The sequence below is a fragment of the Variovorax boronicumulans NBRC 103145 genome, from assembly GCF_001591345.1.
GTDB lineage: Bacteria > Pseudomonadota > Gammaproteobacteria > Burkholderiales > Burkholderiaceae_C > Variovorax > Variovorax boronicumulans.
Genome location: NZ_BCUS01000007.1, coordinates 57,841 through 74,738, shown reverse-complemented (window position 1 = coordinate 74,738; position 16,898 = coordinate 57,841). Strand labels below are relative to the sequence as shown.

The following is a 16,898-nucleotide window of genomic DNA, read 5'->3' as shown; positions in this document are numbered from 1 at the left end:
ATGAAGAAAATCCTCGTTCTCAACGGCCCCAACCTCAACCTGCTCGGCACGCGCGAGCCCGAACAGTACGGTCGCGACACGCTCGCCGACGTCGAACGCCTGTGCAAGGAAACGGGTGCCAAGCTCGGCGTGGAGATCGAATGCCGCCAGTCGAACCACGAAGGCGTGCTGATCGACTGGGTCCAGGAGGCGGGCCGCGAAGTGGCCGCCGGCAACATGCTGGGCGTGGTGATGAACCCGGGCGCCTACACCCACACGTCGATCGCGCTGCACGACGCCATCAAGGGGGCGAGCGTGCCGCTGATCGAGCTGCACATCTCGAACGTGCATGCGCGCGAGGAGTTTCGCCACCATTCGTACATCTCGCCTGCGGCGCGCGGGATCATCGTGGGGCTGGGGGTGAAGGGGTACACGCTGGCGATTGCTGCGCTGGTTCCCTGAGTTTTTCGGGGGGGCGTGCGCAGGACACCGGGTACTTCCCTCCGCGAATGTCCCCCGCCTTCGGCTCCTCCTTGATTTCGCTGCGGGAAGCACCCGGTGCCCTGCGCACGAGGGCACGCTCTGCTGGGGTGAACGGCTGATAGACAGCTGCTCTCTTTGTATCGCAGCGTCTCAGTAGGTCTGCTTGGGTGCGGCAGCCTTCCAGCTGCGGCTGACCCGGCCTGCGCTGTCGATGCTTTCGAGGTGCACGTCGAAGCCCCACAGCCGCGCGACGTGCTTGAGCACCTCTTCGGCGTTGTCGTTCAGTGGCAGGTTATTGCGCTGCGTGTGGCGCAGCGTGAGCGAGCGGTCGCCGCGCGTGGCCACGCTCCAGACCTGGACGTCGGGCTCGCGGTTGCCGATGTCGTACTGGCGTGACAGCGATTCGCGCAGCGCCTGGTAGCCGCTGTCGTCGTGGATGGCCGACACCTCAAGCTCCGATTCGCTCTGGTAGTCGCGGATCGAGAACAGGCGGAAATCGCGCATCGTCTTCGGGCTGAGGAACTGGCCGACAAAGCTCTCGTCCTTGAAGTTGCGCATCGCGTAGTCGAGCGTCTTGACCCAGTCGGTGCCCGCGAAGTCGGGGAACCAGCGGCGGTCTTCGTCGGTCGGCTTTTCGCAGACGCGACGCAGGTCGGTGAACATCTTGAAGCCCAGCGCATAGGGGTTGATGCCGCTGTAGGCGCGATGGCCCACGGGCGGCTGGAACACCACGCTGGTGTGCGAGCTGAGCCATTCCATCATGAAGCCGTCGTCCAGCTGGCCGCGGTCGTACATGGTGTTGAGCAGCGTGTAGTGCCAGAAGGTGGCCCAGCCTTCGTTCATGACCTGGGTCTGGCGCTGCGGGTAGAAGTACTGCGCGATCTTGCGCACGATGCGCACCACCTCGCGCTGCCACGGCTCGAGCAGGGCGGCGTTCTTCTCGATGAAATAGAGCAGGTTCTCCTGCGGCTCGGGCGGAAAGCGGCGCGCGGCTTCCGACTCGGCCGCTTGTTCGCTCTTGCGCGGCAGCGTGCGCCACAGGTCGTTCACCTGCTGCTGCATGTGGCGCTCGCGGTCGGTGCGCTGCGCGCTCTCTTGCGCCAGCGAACGCTTCTGCGGACGGCGGTAGCGGTCGACGCCGTAGTTCATGAGCGCGTGGCAGGAGTCGAGCAGGTCTTCCACTGCGTCGAGGCCGTGGCGTTCCTCGCACTCGGCGATGTAGTGCCGCGCATAGACGAGGTAGTCGATGATCGACGACGCGTCGGTCCACATGCGGAACAGGTAGTTGCCCTTGAAGAAGCTGTTGTGCCCGTAGGCCGCATGCGCGATCACCAGGGCCTGCATGGCCATGGTGTTTTCTTCCATGAGGTAGGCAATGCACGGATCGGAGTTGATGACGATCTCGTAGGCCAGCCCCATGTGGCCGCGCTTGTAGTTCTTCTCGGTGGAGATGAACTGCTTGCCGTACGACCAGTGCCTGTAGATCATGGGCATGCCCACGCTGGCGTAGGCGTCCATCATCTGCTCGGCCGTGATCACCTCGAGCTGGTTCGGGTAGGTGTCCAGGCCGAAGCTCCTCGCGGTCTTGGCGATCTCGGTGTGGTACGTCTCGATGAGCTCGAAGGTCCAGTCGGACGGGCTGGGCAGGCGTTCGAGGCGGGAGGTGGGCAGGTCGGTGCTGCGCGGCAGGACAGGGGCTCCGGGAGGGCGTTCGGTGGTGATCATGTGGGCACCCCTTCCTTCTTGAACAGGTCGCGGAACACCGGGTAGATGTCCTGCGCGTCCGATACCTTGCGCATGGCGAAGTTGGGCGCCACGCCTTCGAGCTGCTGGTACTCCTGCCACAGGTTCTGCTCGGTCTCGGCCACCTGCACGTAGGCGTAGTAGCGCACCACGGGCAGGATGTTGTCGACCAGCAGTTCGCGGCAACGGCCGCTGTCCTGGTGCCAGTTGTCGCCGTCGCTGGCCTGGGCGCCGTACACGTTCCATTCGCCGCTGGCGTAGCGGGCCTTGATGATCTCGTCCATGAGCACCAGCGCGCTTGACACCACCGTGCCGCCGGTCTCGGTGGCGTGGAAGAACTCTTCTTCGGTCACTTCCTGCGCCTGCGTGTGGTGGCGCAGGAACACGAGGTCGATGCGCTCGTAGTGCCGCGTGAGAAACAGGTACAGCAGCATGAAGAAGCGCTTGGCCATGTCCTTGCGCGCCTCGTCCATCGAGCCCGACACGTCCATGAGGCAGAACATCACGGCCTTGGCGCTGGGCACGGGCGTCTTCACGCGGTTGCGGTAGCGCAGGTCGATCGGGTCGATGTAGGGCACGTGCCGCATGGTGCGGCGCAGCTCGGCGATGAGGTCCTCGGTCTCGCGGATTTCCTTCTGGATCAGCGCGGTCTCGGCCTGTGGATGCGCTTTCAGCACCAGGAGGTGCGCCTCCAGGCGCTTGAGTTCCTTGCGCGGTTCGCCACCCAGCGCAATGCGCCGCGCCAGCGCGCCGCGCATCGAACGCACCACGTGCAGGTTGTTGGGCGAGCCGTCGCTGGTGAAGCCGGCGCGATGGCTCTTCCATTCGGGCACTTCGGCGATCTGGGTGCGCACGAGGTGGGGCAGCGCAAGGTCGTCGAAGAAGACGCGCATGAACTCCTCGCGCGTGAGGCGGAAGACGAAGTCGTCCTCGCCTTCGCCGCTGTCGCTGGCCTCGCCGCTGCCCGAGCCACCGCCGCCCTGGCCCTCGGGGCGCGCGATGCGATCGCCCTTGAGGTATTCCTGGTTGCCGGGGTGCACGTACTCGCGGTCACCGCCGCGCGCGTGGCCGAACACCGGCTCGGAGACATCGTGGCGCGGCAGGGTCACGTCTTCGCCTTGCTCCAGCTCGCGGATGTTGCGTCCGCTGACCGCGCGCCGCACCGCCTCCTGGATCTGGCCCTTGTAGCGCCGAAGGAAGCGCTCGCGGTTGCCGATGGACTTGTTCTTGCCCGAGAGCCGACGATCGATGATCTGCTGCAGGATGGCCACGATGTTTTCAAAGCTCCTTGCAAAACGGTGGGTGGTGCGCTGGTTAGGTCCTGCGCACGCGCCCGTTGTTCCCGCTGTCCGCTATGAACTCTTGCGCACCCGCAGGTACCACTCGCACAGAAGCCGGACCTGCTTGGCGGTGTAGCCCTTCTCGACCATGCGGGTCACGAAGTCTTCGTGCTTCTTCTGCTCGTCGGCGCTGCTCTTGGTGTTGAAACTGATCACCGGCAGCAGCTCTTCGGTGTTGGAGAACATCTTCTTCTCGATGACTGCGCGCAGCTTCTCGTAGCTGGTCCACGCCGGGTTGCGCCCCGCGTTGCCGGCCCGTGCGCGCAGCACGAAGTTGACGATCTCGTTGCGGAAGTCCTTCGGGTTGCCGATGCCGGCGGGGCGCTCGATCTTCTCGAGCTCGCCGTTGAGCGAGGCCCGGTCGAACACTTCGCCGGTGTCCACGTCGCGGAACTCCTGGTCCTGGATCCAGTAGTCGGCGTAGGTCACGTAGCGGTCGAAGATGTTCTGGCCGTACTCGCTGTAGCTCTCGAGGTAGGCGGTCTGGATTTCCTTGCCGATGAACTCGGCATAGCGCGGCGCCAGCAGCTCCTTGATGTAGCTGATGTACTTCTGCTCGGTTTCCGGCGGAAACTGCTCGCGCTCGATCTGCTGTTCGAGCACATACATCAGGTGCACCGGGTTGGCGGCCACCTCGGTGCTGTCGAAGTTGAAGACCTTGGAGATGATCTTGAAGGCGAAGCGCGTGGAGACGCCGCTCATGCCTTCGTCGACGCCCGCGTAGTCGCGGTACTCCTGGATCGACTTGGCCTTGGGGTCGGTGTCCTTCAGGTTCTCGCCGTCGTACACCTGCATCTTGCTGAAGGTGCTGGAGTTCTCGGGCTCCTTCAGGCGCGTGAGCACCGACAGCTGCGCCATCATGCGCAAGGTGCCGGGCGCGCACGGGGCCTTGGCCAGCGAGGAGTTGCGCACCAGCTTCTCGTAGATCTTGATCTCTTCGGAGGCGCGCAGGCAGTACGGCACCTTCACGATGTAGATCCGGTCGAGGAAAGCCTCGTTGTTCTTGTTGTTGCGGAACGCCTTCCACTCGCTCTCGTTGCTGTGGGCCAGCACGATGCCGTCGAAGGGAATGGCGCCGAAGCCTTCGGTGCCCTTGAAGTTGCTTTCCTGCGTGGCCGTGAGCAGCGGGTGCAGCACCTTGATCGGGGCCTTGAACATTTCCACGAACTCGAGCAGGCCCTGGTTCGCCAGGCACAGGCCGCCGGAGTAGGCATACGCGTCGGGGTCGTCCTGGGCGTAGGTCTCGAGCTTGCGGATGTCGACCTTGCCGACCAGTGAAGAGATGTCCTGGTTGTTCTCGTCGCCCGGCTCGGTCTTGGCGACCGCGATCTGGCGCAGCACCGAGGGGTAGCGCTTGACCACCTTGAACTGGCGGATGTCGCCGCCGTACTCCTCGAGGCGCTTGACGGCCCAGGGCGACAGGATGCGGTTCAGGTAGCGCACGGGGATGCCGTACTCTTTTTCGAGGATCTCGCCGTCTTCGAGGGTGTCGAAGAGCCCGAGGGGCGATTCGTTCACCGGGGAGCCGTGGATCGCATAGAAGGGCACGTGCTCCATGAGCTGCTTCAGGCGCTCCGCGATCGAGCTCTTGCCGCCGCCGACGGGCCCCAGCAGGTAAAGGATTTGCTTCTTTTCTTCCAGTCCCTGCGCGGCGTGGCGGAAATAGGACACCACCTGCTCGATGGCATCTTCCATGCCATAGAACTCCTTGAACGCCGGATAGATCTTGATGACCTTGTTCGCGAAGATGCGCGAAAGACGGGGGTCATTGCGGGTATCTACCAGTTCCGGCTCGCCAATGGCCTGGAGCATTCGTTCGGAGGCCGTTGCATATGCCGTCGGATCGCGTTTGCAGATATCCAGATATTCCTGCAGCGAGAGAACTTCCTCGCGGGTGCGTTCGTAGCGGGCTGCAAAGTTGCTGATCACGTCCATGGTCGCGCCTCCTTCAGGTCGGCGGGGCTTTTGACCCCGATGCCTACAGCCAGAGACTGCGTCGCTCCTCTTGGAAGAGGGGCCCCGCCCATGGCCGTATGCCGTGGAAAACTCCCTTACACACTATCTACACAATCGGTTCAATCAGCATAAAGCAAAGAATGAACCGGGCAAATGTTTTATTTATTCTGAACCCCTCTGCCGAGTAAAGTTCCTCGGAAAACAAGGAACTTCTATTCGTGTTTCTGTTAAATTGAAAAGCTCGCGCTCGCGTAATTGTCCCCGGATGAAATGACTATGCCGAATGGCTATCGCCCTCATTGAAATTCTGTGGCGAACACCTTTCCTAATTGAACCCGGGTTCAATAAAGCCGATGCCTTTCAGCAATAACGCGCGACCTGTCGTTTGGTTTATTGCATATCCAAAAAAACATTAAAGCAATCCCCGCGCCACTCCTGTGGCGAGTGGCAGGCGCATGGCAACGTGGGAAGACAACGCGGGCGCCGGTCGGCGGCGTTCCGCAACGGTGCGGGGAGCACCGTTCGCGTGCCTGGCGCGCCGCCAGAGGGCGGCAGCGGCCGAAAGAGGGCACGCTTCGGGTCGACAGGGCGTCGGCCCGGCGCTGACGAAGGCCGTCAGCGCGTCAGCATCATCATCAGCTGAAGAATTCCTTGGCCTTGTCGAACCAGCCCTTGTCGGTCGGGCTGTGCTTCTCGCCGCCCTTCTTGAGCGATTCGTCGAGCTCCTTGAGCAGCTTGCGCTGGTGCTCGGTGAGCTTCACGGGCGTTTCCACGCGCACGTGGCAGTACAGGTCGCCCGGGTAGCTCGAACGCACGCCCTTGATGCCCTTGCCGCGCAGGCGGAACTGCTTGCCGCTCTGGGTGCCGTCGGGAATGTCGATGGCGGCCGCGCCCTTGAGCGTGGGCACGTTGATCTCGCCGCCGAGCGCCGCGGTGGTGACGCTCACGGGCACCACGCAGTGCAGGTCGTCGCCGTCGCGCTCGAACAGGTCGTGCTTCTTGAGGCGGATCTCGATGTACAGGTCGCCGGGCGGCCCGCCGTTGGTGCCGGGCTCGCCGTTGCCGGTGCTGCGGATGCGCATGCCGTCGTCGATGCCGGCCGGAATCTTCACTTCCAGCGTCTTGTTGTTCTTGATCTTGCCCTGGCCGTGGCACACGGTGCAGGGCTCGGGAACGATCTTGCCGCTGCCGTGGCAGGTCGGGCAGGTCTGCTGCACGCTGAAGAAGCCCTGGCGCATCTGCACGGCGCCCGCGCCGTGGCAGGTGGTGCAGGTGATGGGCTTGGTGCCCGGCTTGGCACCGGAGCCGTGGCAGGTGCCGCAGTCGTCCCAGCTCGGGATGCGGATCTGCGCGTCCTTGCCGTCGGCAGCTTCCTCGAGCGTGACTTCCATCGCGTAGCTCAGGTCGCTGCCGCGGAACACCTGGCGCCCGCCGCTGGTGCGGCCGCGGCCGCCGCCGAACACGTCGCCGAAGATGTCGCCGAAGGCCTCCGCGAAGCCGCCGAAGCCTTCCGCGCCGGGGCCGCCGCGCATGTTGGGGTCGACGCCGGCATGGCCGTACTGGTCGTAGGCCGCGCGCTTCTGGCCGTCCGACAGCATTTCGTACGCTTCCTTCACCTCCTTGAACTTGGCCTCGGCGTCCTTGCTGGTGTCGCCGTGGTTGCGGTCGGGGTGGTGCTTCATCGCAAGCTTGCGATAAGCCTTCTTGATTTCTTCCTCGCTCGCGTTCTTGGGAACGCCGAGGGTTTCGTAGTAGTCGCGTTTGGTGGCCATGGCAGCAGATTCGGTCGGGCGGCGGGAACTCGTCGGGGAACTGGAAGCGAGAAAGGCTGGAGCACCTGTTCAGGTGTTCCAGCCTTGTTAGAAGGGCAGGGGATCAGCCCTTCTTCACTTCCTTGACTTCGGCGTCGACCACGTTGTCGTCAGCCTGGGCATGCGCCGCAGCTTCCGCGCCTGCCGGGCCGCTGGCGGCCGAGGCGTTGGCCGCAGCCTGCGATTCGGCATACATCTTCTCGCCGAGTTTCTGGCTCGCGGTCATCAGCGTGTTGGTCTTTTCCTCGATCACGGCCTTGTCTTCACCCTTGAGGGCTTCTTCCAGGTCCTTGATCGCGGCTTCGATCGCATCCTTCTCGGCGGCTTCGAGGCTGGCGCCATGCTCGCCGAGCGACTTCTTCACGCTGTGCACCATGGCTTCGCCCTGGTTGCGCGCCTGCACGATCTCGAGCTTCTTTTTGTCTTCGTCGGCGTTGAGCTCGGCGTCCTTGACCATTTTCTGGATCTCGTCTTCGCTCAGGCCCGAGTTCGCCTTGATGGTGATCTTGTTTTCCTTGCCGGTGCCCTTGTCCTTGGCGCCCACGTGCAGGATGCCGTTGGCGTCGATGTCGAAGCTCACCTCGATCTGCGGCGTGCCGCGCGATGCCGGCGGAATGCCTTCCAGGTTGAACTCGCCCAGCAGCTTGTTGCCCGAGGCGATCTCGCGTTCGCCCTGGAACACCTTGATGGTCACGGCTGGCTGGTTGTCCTCGGCGGTCGAGAAGGTCTGTGCGAACTTCGTCGGGATCGTGGTGTTCTTCGTGATCATCTTGGTCATCACGCCACCCATGGTCTCGATGCCCAGCGACAGCGGGGTCACGTCCAGCAGCAGCACGTCCTTGCGGTCGCCCGAGAGCACCTGGCCCTGAATGGCGGCGCCGACAGCCACGGCTTCGTCGGGGTTCACGTCCTTGCGCGGTTCCTTGCCGAAGAAGGCCTTCACCTTTTCCTGCACCTTGGGCATGCGGGTCATGCCGCCGACCAGGATCACGTCGTTGATGTCGCTCACGCTGATGCCGGCGTCCTTGATGGCCAGGCGGCAGGGCGCGATGGTGCGCTCGACCAGCTCATCGACCAGGCTTTCCAGCTTGGCGCGGGTGAGCTTGATGTTCAGGTGCTTCGGACCGGTGGCATCGGCCGTGATGTACGGCAGGTTGATGTCGGTCTGCGCGCTGTTCGACAGCTCGATCTTGGCCTTTTCAGCGGCTTCCTTCAGGCGCTGCAGGGCCAGCACGTCCTTGCTCAGGTCGACGCCTTGTTCCTTTTTGAACTCGCCGATGATGTAGTCGATGATGCGCTGGTCGAAGTCTTCGCCGCCCAGGAAGGTGTCGCCGTTGGTCGACAGCACTTCGAACTGCTTCTCGCCGTCGACGTCCGCGATCTCGATGATCGACACGTCGAAGGTACCGCCGCCCAGGTCATACACGGCGATCTTGCGGTCGGCCTTGTCCTGCTTGTCCAGGCCGAAGGCCAGGGCTGCAGCGGTGGGTTCGTTGATGATGCGCTTGACGTCGAGGCCCGCGATGCGGCCGGCGTCCTTGGTGGCCTGGCGCTGGGCGTCGTTGAAGTAGGCCGGCACCGTGATCACGGCTTCGGTCACGGCTTCGCCGAGGTAGTCTTCGGCGGTCTTCTTCATCTTGCGCAGGATGTCGGCGCTGACCTGCTGCGGGGCCATCTTCTTGCCGCGCACTTCCACCCATGCGTCGCCGTTGTCGGCCTTGGCGATGGTGTAGGGCATCAGGTCGATGTCCTTCTGGACTTCCTTTTCCTCGAACTTGCGGCCGATCAGGCGCTTGATCGCGTACAGCGTGTTCTTGGGGTTGGTGACGGCCTGGCGCTTGGCCGAGGCACCGACCAAGACTTCACCGTCTTCCTGGTACGCGACGATCGACGGCGTGGTGCGGGCACCTTCCGAGTTCTCGATCACACGCGTGGTGTTGCCTTCCATGATCGACACGCACGAGTTGGTGGTGCCGAGGTCGATGCCGATGATCTTTGCCATGTTCTTACTCCTGAAATTCGGAAAAATATGTTGTTATGAACTTGTGGATAACCCGGTGCGATTCAAGGGACGACGCGGGGATTTCCTGTGGGAATCTTGTGGGGCAGTGCCGATTTACTTCGGGGCGGCCACGGTGACCAGCGCCGGGCGCAGCACGCGCTCGTTGATCGTGTAGCCCTTTTGCAGCAGGCCGACCACGGTGTTGGCGTCCTGGTCGGCGGGCACCATCGAGATGGCCTGGTGCAGGTGCGGGTCGAACTTGTCGCCGGCAGCGGGGGCCACTTCGATCACCTTGTTGCGTTCGAGCGCGCTCTTGAGCTGGCGCAGCGTGGCTTCGGCGCCTTCGCGGATCTGCTCGGGCGTGGCGTCCTTGACGGCCAGGCCGGCTTCGAGGCTGTCGGTCACCGGCAGCAGGCTCTCGGCAAAGGCTTCGACCGCGAACTTGCGGGCCTTGGTGATCTCGTCGTCGGCGCGGCGGCGGGCGTTCTGCACGTCGGCTTGCGCGCGCAAATACTGGTCGGCCAGCTCGGCATTCTTGGTCTGCAGGGCAGCCAGCTCGCCTTGTGCCACGGCCAGCGCGTCGAGCGCCTCGGCTTCGTTGGCGGCTTGCGCGGCCTCCAGTTCTTCGGGACTGGGCTCGCCTTGCAGCATTTGAGAATTCTGTGCGGATTGTTGCGGGTCAGACATTTTTCAAAGAACCGGCGTGCGCCGGAAAACAAACACAGCCAGCCACTTGGGGCTGGCCTAGGGCTTTTCAAGCGTAAAAATGCGGCCAAAAGGGCCGCAACAGGGGGCGCGAACTGAATTTCACGTGGGACACCGCGGAACCGGCTTCGCCGGGCCGCTGGTGTCGCCCCCGGTAGGGGGTTGGCGAAGCGGACACGAAGTGCCGCGCAGCCTGGGGGCGAGCCTCAATGCGCGTCGAGGAGCTCGACGTCGAACTTCAGGGTGGCGTTCGGGGGGATCACGCCGCCGGCGCCGCGGGCACCGTAGCCCAGCGAGGCGGGGATGATCAGCGTGCGCTTGCCGCCGATCTTCATGCCGGCGACGCCTTCGTCCCAGCCCTTGATGACCTGGCCAGCGCCCAGCGAGAACGCGAAGGGGTCGTTGCGGTCGCGGCTGGAGTCGAACTTGGCGCCTTGCACGCCGTCGTTGTAGAGCCAGCCCGTGTAGTGCACGTGCACGTGGTGGCCGGCCTTGGCTTCGGCGCCGGTGCCGACTTCGGTGTCTTCGTATTGCAGGCCGGAGGGGGTGGTGGGCATGGGAAACGCTCCTTGCGTCGATGAAATGGGAGAGGAATCGGAGGCGCGGAGTTTACCGAGGCCCGGCGGGCCCCCGCTTCAGCCCTGGCTGTCGGAGCCGGGCGGCGTGGTTGCGGGTGGTGCCGCGTCGGGGGCGGACGGCGCTGGCGCAGCAGGCGCCACGGGCGAGGATGCCTCGGCCGATGCAGGCTGCGCGGCGGCCGGCCCCGCGGCCTTCTTGCTCTGCCCGAGCTGCCACTTGGCGGCGAAGGCCTGCAGGTCGGACAGGCGCTTGAGCAGGTCCTGACCGCTCAGCGTGAGGCAGTAGCCGTCGCTGCCGTGGCTCACGACGCCGGCTTCGCGCAGCTCCTTGATGCGGGTGTTGAGGGTGTTGGGAGTGATGCCGCCGACGCTGTCCTGCAGCAGCCGGAAGGTCTGGGCGTGGCCGTCGCGCAGGGCCCACAGCACACGCAGCGCATAGCGGGCTTCGAGCAGGGCGAGCAACTGGCTGATGGCTGCGTTTTCCTTGGTACTCATCGACATCATCTCCTCGAAGCTGGGCGGACCGTCGGCCGGGGGCGGGCCGGGGCGGCGCACTCTTGTTTGTGATTGGTCGTCATGGACCGTCTGGCTGGCCGACGACTATAGCGCGAAGGATCAGGATGCTACTGGTTTTATAGCTGTACAGGCATGCAGCATGCGGGTTTCGAGACAAAGCTTCACAAATCAGGCGTAGTTGGCCATGGCTTCGCCCAGGCGGATCGCGCGGGTGGGCGACCAGTCCGGGTTGAAGGCCAGCGCGGGCGCCGGAAACAGCATGACGACGGTCGAGCCCAGCAAGAACCGGCCCATCTCGTCGCCCTTCTTGATGTCGATCTGCTGGTCGTTGTAGTGCCACTCGCGCAGCTCGCCCACGCGCGGCGGGTTGACCACGCCGTGCCACACGGTGGCCATGCTGCCGACGATGGTGGCGCCCACGAGCACGAGCACGAAGGGGCCGTGGGCCGATTCGAAGACGCACACCACGCGTTCGTTGCGCGCGAACAGGCCGGGCACGCCGCGCGCGGTGGTCGGGTTGACCGAGAACAGGTCGCCGGGCACGTGGATCATGCGCACCAGCCGCCCGTCGCAGGGCATGTGGATGCGGTGGTAGTCCTTGGGGCTCAGGTACAGCGTGGCAAAGCTGCCGTGCGCGAACTTGGCGGCCAGTGCCGCGTCGCCGCCGACCAGCGCGGTGGTCGTGTAGTTGTGGCCCTTGGCCTGGAAGATCTGGTCGCCCTCGATGGCACCGAACTGGCTGATGGCGCCGTCCACGGGGCAGACGAGGTCGGCCTGCGCGAGCGGGCGCATGCCGGGCTTGAGGGCGCGCGTGAAGAACTGGTTGAAGCTCTTGTAGTGATGGATGTCGGACTCGAGCGCCTCGCCCATGTCGACGTTGTACTTGGCAACGAAGCGGCGAATGATCCAGGTGGTGACCGCGCCTCGTTCCTTGCCTGCGACCCAGCCGGCGAAATTGGTCAGGGCCTGCTTGGGGAACAGGTATTGGGGCAGAACTGCGGAGCGATCGGACACGTTGTGAAAGGCCTGGAATGCGGAATCGGACGGGCATTCTATAAAGCGCTTCTTCTCGGGGGCGTAGGAAGCTTCCCTTGGTTCGCGAGGGCGGGCGCTCTTTGCGGAGCACGCGCCCGGCGGGCGGCGCGGCGCGGGCGGCCCCACTGTGCCGGCCGCTTCGCGGCTGCCCTGCGGTGCTCGCGTTTCGCGGGGTCTCGCAGAACTCGCCTTCGGCTCAAACAGCTGCGAGCCCTGATCCGCGAAACGCTGCGCGCCTCGGCGGCACAGAGGGGCCGCCCGCACCACACCGCCCACCAGGCGCTTGTGGGGGTGTGGTGGCTGCCGGATTCGGGGAGGTCAGTCGGCCTTGATGCCTGCGGCCTTGATCACCTGCGCCCACTTCTCCACTTCCGTCTTCTGGAAGGCGGCGATCTGCGCGGTCGTCAGGTCGGCGGGCTCCATGCCGAAGCCCTTGAGCTTGTCCTGCATCTCGGGCGTCGCGAGGATCTTGCGGATCTCAGTGTGCAGGCGATCGACGACGGGGGGCGGCGTGCCCGCGGGCACGAAGATCGCCTGCCACGACACCACCTCGAAGTCCTGCAGGCCGGGCACGCCCGATTCGGCCACCGTGGGCACGTCGGGCATCGAGGCCAGGCGCTTGGCCGAGGTGACCGCAATAGCGCGCAGCTTGCCGCTCTGGATGTGCGGGCCGGCCACCACGGTGGTGTCGAACATCATGTCGACCTGCCCGCCGATCACGTCCTGGATCGCGGGGCCGCTGCCCTTGTACGGGATGTGCGTGAACTTCACGCCCGACTTGTAGCCCAGCAGTTCCAGCGCCAGGTGCTGCGAGGTGCCCGTGCCCGCCGAGGCCGACGAGAGGCCGCCGGCCTTGGCCTTGCTCGCGGCGATCACGTCCTTCAGCGTCTTGTAGGGGCTGGCCTGGTTCACCACCAGCACGACCGGGTTGGTGCCGATGAGCGTCACGGGCGCGAACGACTTCTGCGGGTCGTAGCCCAGCTTGGGGTACAGGCTCACGTTGATCGCGTGCGAGCTGATCGTGCCGCCCACCAGCGTGAAGCCGTCGGGCGCGGCGCGCGCGCCGATCTCCGAACCCACGCTGCCGCCGGCGCCGCCCTTGTTGTCGATGATCACGCTCGTGCCCAGCGCGGTGCCGAGCTTCTGGCCGATGAGCCGGCCCAGCACGTCGGTGGTGCCGCCCGCGGGAAAGGGCACGAGGTAGGTGATCGCCTTGCCCGTGGGCCAGGCGGTGCCGCCCTGCGCGAAGGCGGGCAGGGCTGCCGCCAGCGAGGCGGCGAGGGCGGACTGGATGAGTGTGCGACGTTGCATGGCGGTGTCTCCTTGTCGTGTCGCGTTCACGGCTTGATGTTCAGCTTGGTGATCAGCGCCTTGAAGTAGGCGTTGTCCTTGGCCAGCGTTTCCTTGAACACCGCGCCGTCGGTGTAGACGTAGCCCAGGTTCTGCTTGTCCATCACCTCGTGCATCAGCGGCTCGGCGGCGGTCTTGGCGGTGATCTCGCGCAGCTTGGCCATCACTTCGGGTGGCGTGTTCTTCGGTGCGCCGAGGCCGCGCCAGGTGCCGATCGACAGGTCGATGCCGCGCTCCTTGGCGGTCGGGATCTTCTCGAAGCCCTTCACGCGCTTGTCGGCCATCACCATCAGCACCTTGAGCTTGCCGCCCTGCACGTGCGTCGTGACTTCGGCGGGGCTCACGGCCACGGCCTCGATGTGGCCGCCCAGCAGCGCCAGCACGGCAGGCGCGGCGCCCTGGAACGGGATGTGGCCGAACTTGGTGCCGGTCTTGTCTTCGAGCGCGGCGGCGGCCAGGTGCCAGATCGAGCCGTTGCCCGAGTTGCCCACGCGGATGCTCTCGGGCGACTTCTTCGCGGCGGCGAGGAATTCTTCGATGGTGTTCCACGGCGCATCGGCCTTCACGGTGATCGCGGCCGGGTCGGCGTTGAGCTGCGCAATGGGCTGGAAGTCGTCGTAGTTGAACTTGGCCAGGCCCAGGTGCGGCAGCGTGAGCAGTTCCACGGTGAGCACCGCGAGCTTGTAGCCGTCGGGCTTGGCGTTGATCACCTCGGTCCAGCCGATGGCGCCGCCCGCGCCGGGGCGGTTGACGATCACGATGCTCTGCGAGATGTGCTTGCGGCTGGCTTCGGAAAACGCGCGCGCCAGGCCGTCGGTGCCGCCGCCGGGCTGGTAGGGCACGAGCAGCTCGATGGTGCGGTTCGGGAAGTCGTTGGCTTGCGCCGCGGCGGGCGCGGCCAGGCCGAGCGAGAGGGCGGCGGTGGCCGAAAGGGCGGCAATGCCGCGGACGAACTGGCTTCTCTTCATGATGTCTCTGTCTCCGTTGTTGATCTGTTGTGCTGAGAAGGCGGGGGAGTGCGTCAGGGCATGTACTGCCCGCCGTTCACCTCGAGCACCTGCCCCGTCACGTAGCCCGAGAGCTGTTCGGACGCGAGGTACAGGAAAGCGCCCACGCATTCGTCGGCCGTGCCCAGGCGCCCCATCGGGATGCCGGTCCTGAAGGTTTCGAGCATCGCGGGCGTCGAGAAGCGGTCCTGGAACGGCGTCTGGATCACGCCGGGCGCCACCGCGTTCACGCGGATGCGGTCGCCCACGAGCTCTCTGGCCAGACCGTGCGTCGCGGTGCTCACGAAGCCCTTGGCGCCTGCGTACAGGTAGGCGCCGGGCCCGCCGCCGGTGCGCGCGGCCACCGAGGTCACGTTGATGATGGCGCCGCTGCCTTGCTTGCGCATCTGCGGCACGGCTTCGCGGCAGAAGGCCAGCACGGAGCGCGCGTTGATGTGCATCACTTCGTCGAACAGCGCATCGTCGAACTCGGCGATGGGCATGCGCTTGACCAGGCTGCCGGCGTTGTTCACCAGCACGTCGATGCGGCCGAACTGCGCTGTCGTGTCCTGCACGCAGGCGCGGATCGCGGCGGTGTCGCGCACGTCGGCCTGCAGCGCGAAGGCCGTGCCGCCGGCGGCGCGGATGGTGTCGACCACGCGGGTCGCCGCCTCGGTCGAGCTGTTGTAGTGCACGGCCACGCGCATGCCGCGCGCGGCAAACGCGATGGCCACCGCGGCACCGATGCCGGTGCTGGCGCCGGTGACGAGGGCGGTCTTGTCCTTGAGGTCTTCCATGACTGTGCTCCGTGAGGGTGGTTCGATCAGGTGACCGGTGCCGGGTTGAACAGCACCAGCGCGTTGTGCAGCTTCCAGTGCTCGGCCCAGGTCTTCTTGCGGCCGCTGGCCACGTCGAGCATCAGGCGGAACATCTCCCAGCCGATGTCCTCGATGCTGGCTTCGCCATCGGCGATGCGGCCTGCGTTCACGTCCATCAGGTCGTGCCAGCGGCGCGCGAGGTCGCTGCGCGTGGCGACCTTGATCACCGGCACCTCGGCCAGCCCGTAGGGCGTGCCGCGGCCGGTGGTGAACACGTGCAGGTTCATGCCGGCCGCCAGCTGCAGCGTGCCGCAGATGAAGTCGCTGGCCGGCGTGGCGGCGTAGATCAGGCCCTTGTGCGCCAGCTTCTCGCCGGGCGCGAGCACGCCGGTGATCGGCGCCGAGCCCGACTTCACGATCGAGCCCATCGCCTTCTCGACGATGTTCGACAGCCCGCCCTTCTTGTTGCCCGGCGTGGTGTTGGCGCTGCGGTCGACGCGGCCCTTGTCGAGGTAGGCGTCGTACCAGGCCATCTCGCGGATCATGGCGTCGGCCACCTCGGGCGTGGCCGCGCGCGAGGTGAGCTGGTCGATGCCGTCGCGCACCTCGGTGACTTCCGAGAACATCACGGTGGCGCCCGCGCGCACCAGCAGGTCGGTGCAAAAGCCTACGGCCGGGTTGGCGGTGACGCCCGAGAAGGCGTCGCTGCCGCCGCACTGCACGCCCACGACGAGTTCGCTCGCGGGCACGGTTTCTCGCCGGCGTTTGTTGAGGCGCGTGAGGTGCGTCTCGGCCTGGCGCATCACCGAATCGATCATCGACATGAAGCCGACGTGCGCGTCGTCCTGCAGGCAGACCACGTCGAGGTCGTCGGCGGGCGCACCGCGCTGGTCGGCGATGGGGATGGTGCCGGGCGGCAGCAGCCGCTCGGGCTGCAGCTTCTCGCAACCCAGGCTCACGACCATCACCTCGCCGCCGAAGTTGGGGTTGAGGCTGATGTTGCGCAGGGTGCGGATCGGCACGATGGCATCGGGCGCGTCGATGGCCACGCCGCAGCCGTAGCTGTGCTCGAGCGCCACCACGTCGTCGACATTCGGGTACTTCGGCAGCAGCTCGGCCTTGATGCGCTGCACGGCGAATTCGGTGACGCCCGCCACGCACTGCACGGTCTGCGTGATCGCGAGGATGTTGCGCGTGCCTACCGAGCCGTCGGCGTTGCGGTAGCCCTCGAAGGTGTAGCCCTCGAGCGGCGGCAGGGCAGGGGGCTTGACCGTGGCGATGGGCAGGCCGTCGAGCTCGGGCGCGACCGGCATGCGCATCACGCGCTCGTGCACCCAGCTGCCGCGCGGCAGCGCCTTGAGCGCGTAGCCGATCACCACGTTGTAGCGGCGGATGGCGTCGCCTTCGGCCAGGTCGACGAGCGCCACCTTGTGGCCCTGGGGCACGGTGTCGACCAGCACCAGGCCGTCGTCGAAGGCCGTGCCGGCCTTCAGGCCGCCGTCGTTCGCGACGATGGCGACGTTGTCGGCCGCGTGGATGCGGATGTACAGCGGCGGTCGGGTGTTCGCATCGGCCATCGGGAGGCCCTTTCTCTTT

General features: G+C 65.6%; 13 protein-coding genes and 1 pseudogene. 1 reads left to right on the top strand and 13 read right to left on the bottom strand.

Features of this window, described 5'->3' with window-relative positions:
* Complete coding sequence (aroQ, locus tag VBO01S_RS03795) at positions 1-441, top strand: type II 3-dehydroquinate dehydratase (protein ID WP_062470706.1); 441 nt, start codon at positions 1-3, stop codon at positions 439-441.
* Between the two features lie 171 nt (positions 442-612).
* Here aroQ and VBO01S_RS03790 read toward each other — a convergent pair whose 3' ends face one another.
* The 13 genes and pseudogenes from VBO01S_RS03790 to garD form a co-directional block, all read right to left on the bottom strand.
* Entirely contained in the window at positions 613-2,187 is a 1,575-nt protein-coding gene (locus VBO01S_RS03790; RefSeq protein WP_255221039.1) for a SpoVR family protein, read from the bottom strand.
* Positions 2,184-3,476 carry a YeaH/YhbH family protein gene (locus VBO01S_RS03785; RefSeq protein ID WP_062470703.1) on the bottom strand — a complete coding sequence of 431 codons (1,293 nt, stop codon included), beginning with the start codon at positions 3,474-3,476 and terminating at the stop codon, positions 2,184-2,186. Before VBO01S_RS03785 ends, VBO01S_RS03790 begins: the two co-directional genes overlap by 4 nt.
* 81 nt (positions 3,477-3,557) lie before the next feature.
* Entirely contained in the window at positions 3,558-5,480 is a 1,923-nt protein-coding gene (locus VBO01S_RS03780; RefSeq protein ID WP_062470701.1) for a PrkA family serine protein kinase, read from the bottom strand.
* A 656-nt stretch (positions 5,481-6,136) separates the two neighbouring features.
* Entirely contained in the window at positions 6,137-7,273 is a 1,137-nt protein-coding gene (dnaJ, locus tag VBO01S_RS03775; RefSeq protein WP_062470698.1) for a molecular chaperone DnaJ, read from the bottom strand.
* Between the two features lie 103 nt (positions 7,274-7,376).
* Positions 7,377-9,314 (bottom strand): molecular chaperone DnaK, encoded by a 1,938-nt coding sequence (dnaK, locus tag VBO01S_RS03770; protein WP_062470696.1) that lies wholly within the window; start codon positions 9,312-9,314, stop codon positions 7,377-7,379.
* Positions 9,315-9,428: 114 nt separating this feature from the next.
* Positions 9,429-10,001, bottom strand: a complete 573-nt coding sequence (grpE, locus tag VBO01S_RS03765; protein WP_082817966.1) for a nucleotide exchange factor GrpE — start codon at positions 9,999-10,001, stop codon at positions 9,429-9,431.
* 224 nt (positions 10,002-10,225) lie between these two features.
* Entirely contained in the window at positions 10,226-10,576 is a 351-nt protein-coding gene (locus VBO01S_RS03760; protein ID WP_019655816.1) for an FKBP-type peptidyl-prolyl cis-trans isomerase, read from the bottom strand.
* A 213-nt stretch (positions 10,577-10,789) separates the two neighbouring features.
* Positions 10,790-11,092, bottom strand: a pseudogene (locus VBO01S_RS03755) (winged helix-turn-helix transcriptional regulator); the annotation flags it as partial.
* Between the two features lie 189 nt (positions 11,093-11,281).
* Entirely contained in the window at positions 11,282-12,127 is an 846-nt protein-coding gene (gene asd / locus VBO01S_RS03750) for an archaetidylserine decarboxylase (RefSeq protein ID WP_062470689.1), read from the bottom strand.
* 339 nt (positions 12,128-12,466) lie between these two features.
* Positions 12,467-13,459, bottom strand: coding sequence for a Bug family tripartite tricarboxylate transporter substrate binding protein (locus VBO01S_RS03745; protein ID WP_062470686.1), 993 nt, complete (start codon positions 13,457-13,459; stop codon positions 12,467-12,469).
* 26 nt (positions 13,460-13,485) lie between these two features.
* Positions 13,486-14,466: a tripartite tricarboxylate transporter substrate binding protein gene (locus VBO01S_RS03740; RefSeq protein ID WP_062470683.1), complete on the bottom strand. Its 981-nt coding sequence runs from the start codon at positions 14,464-14,466 to the stop codon at positions 13,486-13,488.
* 53 nt (positions 14,467-14,519) lie between these two features.
* Complete coding sequence (locus tag VBO01S_RS03735; protein ID WP_062470680.1) at positions 14,520-15,281, bottom strand: SDR family NAD(P)-dependent oxidoreductase; 762 nt, start codon at positions 15,279-15,281, stop codon at positions 14,520-14,522.
* Positions 15,282-15,307: 26 nt separating this feature from the next.
* On the bottom strand, positions 15,308-16,879 hold the full coding sequence (garD, locus tag VBO01S_RS03730) for a galactarate dehydratase (RefSeq protein ID WP_062470677.1): 1,572 nt from the start codon (positions 16,877-16,879) through the stop codon (positions 15,308-15,310).
* Between the last annotated feature and the right edge of the window lie 19 nt (positions 16,880-16,898).

Excerpts from the sequence above, each read along its gene's own strand:
- aroQ (WP_062470706.1), top strand. The coding sequence starts at position 1 with ATGAAGAAAATCCTCGTTCTCAACGGCCCCAACCTCAACCTGCTCGGC.
- VBO01S_RS03790 (WP_255221039.1), bottom strand. The coding sequence starts at position 2,187 with ATGATCACCACCGAACGCCCTCCCGGAGCCCCTGTCCTGCCGCGCAGC.
- VBO01S_RS03780 (WP_062470701.1), bottom strand. The coding sequence starts at position 5,480 with ATGGACGTGATCAGCAACTTTGCAGCCCGCTACGAACGCACCCGCGAG.
- dnaJ (WP_062470698.1), bottom strand. The coding sequence starts at position 7,273 with ATGGCCACCAAACGCGACTACTACGAAACCCTCGGCGTTCCCAAGAAC.
- dnaK (WP_062470696.1), bottom strand. The coding sequence starts at position 9,314 with ATGGCAAAGATCATCGGCATCGACCTCGGCACCACCAACTCGTGCGTG.
- grpE (WP_082817966.1), bottom strand. The coding sequence starts at position 10,001 with ATGTCTGACCCGCAACAATCCGCACAGAATTCTCAAATGCTGCAAGGC.
- VBO01S_RS03760 (WP_019655816.1), bottom strand. The coding sequence starts at position 10,576 with ATGCCCACCACCCCCTCCGGCCTGCAATACGAAGACACCGAAGTCGGC.
- VBO01S_RS03745 (WP_062470686.1), bottom strand. The coding sequence starts at position 13,459 with ATGCAACGTCGCACACTCATCCAGTCCGCCCTCGCCGCCTCGCTGGCG.
- VBO01S_RS03740 (WP_062470683.1), bottom strand. The coding sequence starts at position 14,466 with ATGAAGAGAAGCCAGTTCGTCCGCGGCATTGCCGCCCTTTCGGCCACC.
- VBO01S_RS03735 (WP_062470680.1), bottom strand. The coding sequence starts at position 15,281 with ATGGAAGACCTCAAGGACAAGACCGCCCTCGTCACCGGCGCCAGCACC.
- garD (WP_062470677.1), bottom strand. The coding sequence starts at position 16,879 with ATGGCCGATGCGAACACCCGACCGCCGCTGTACATCCGCATCCACGCG.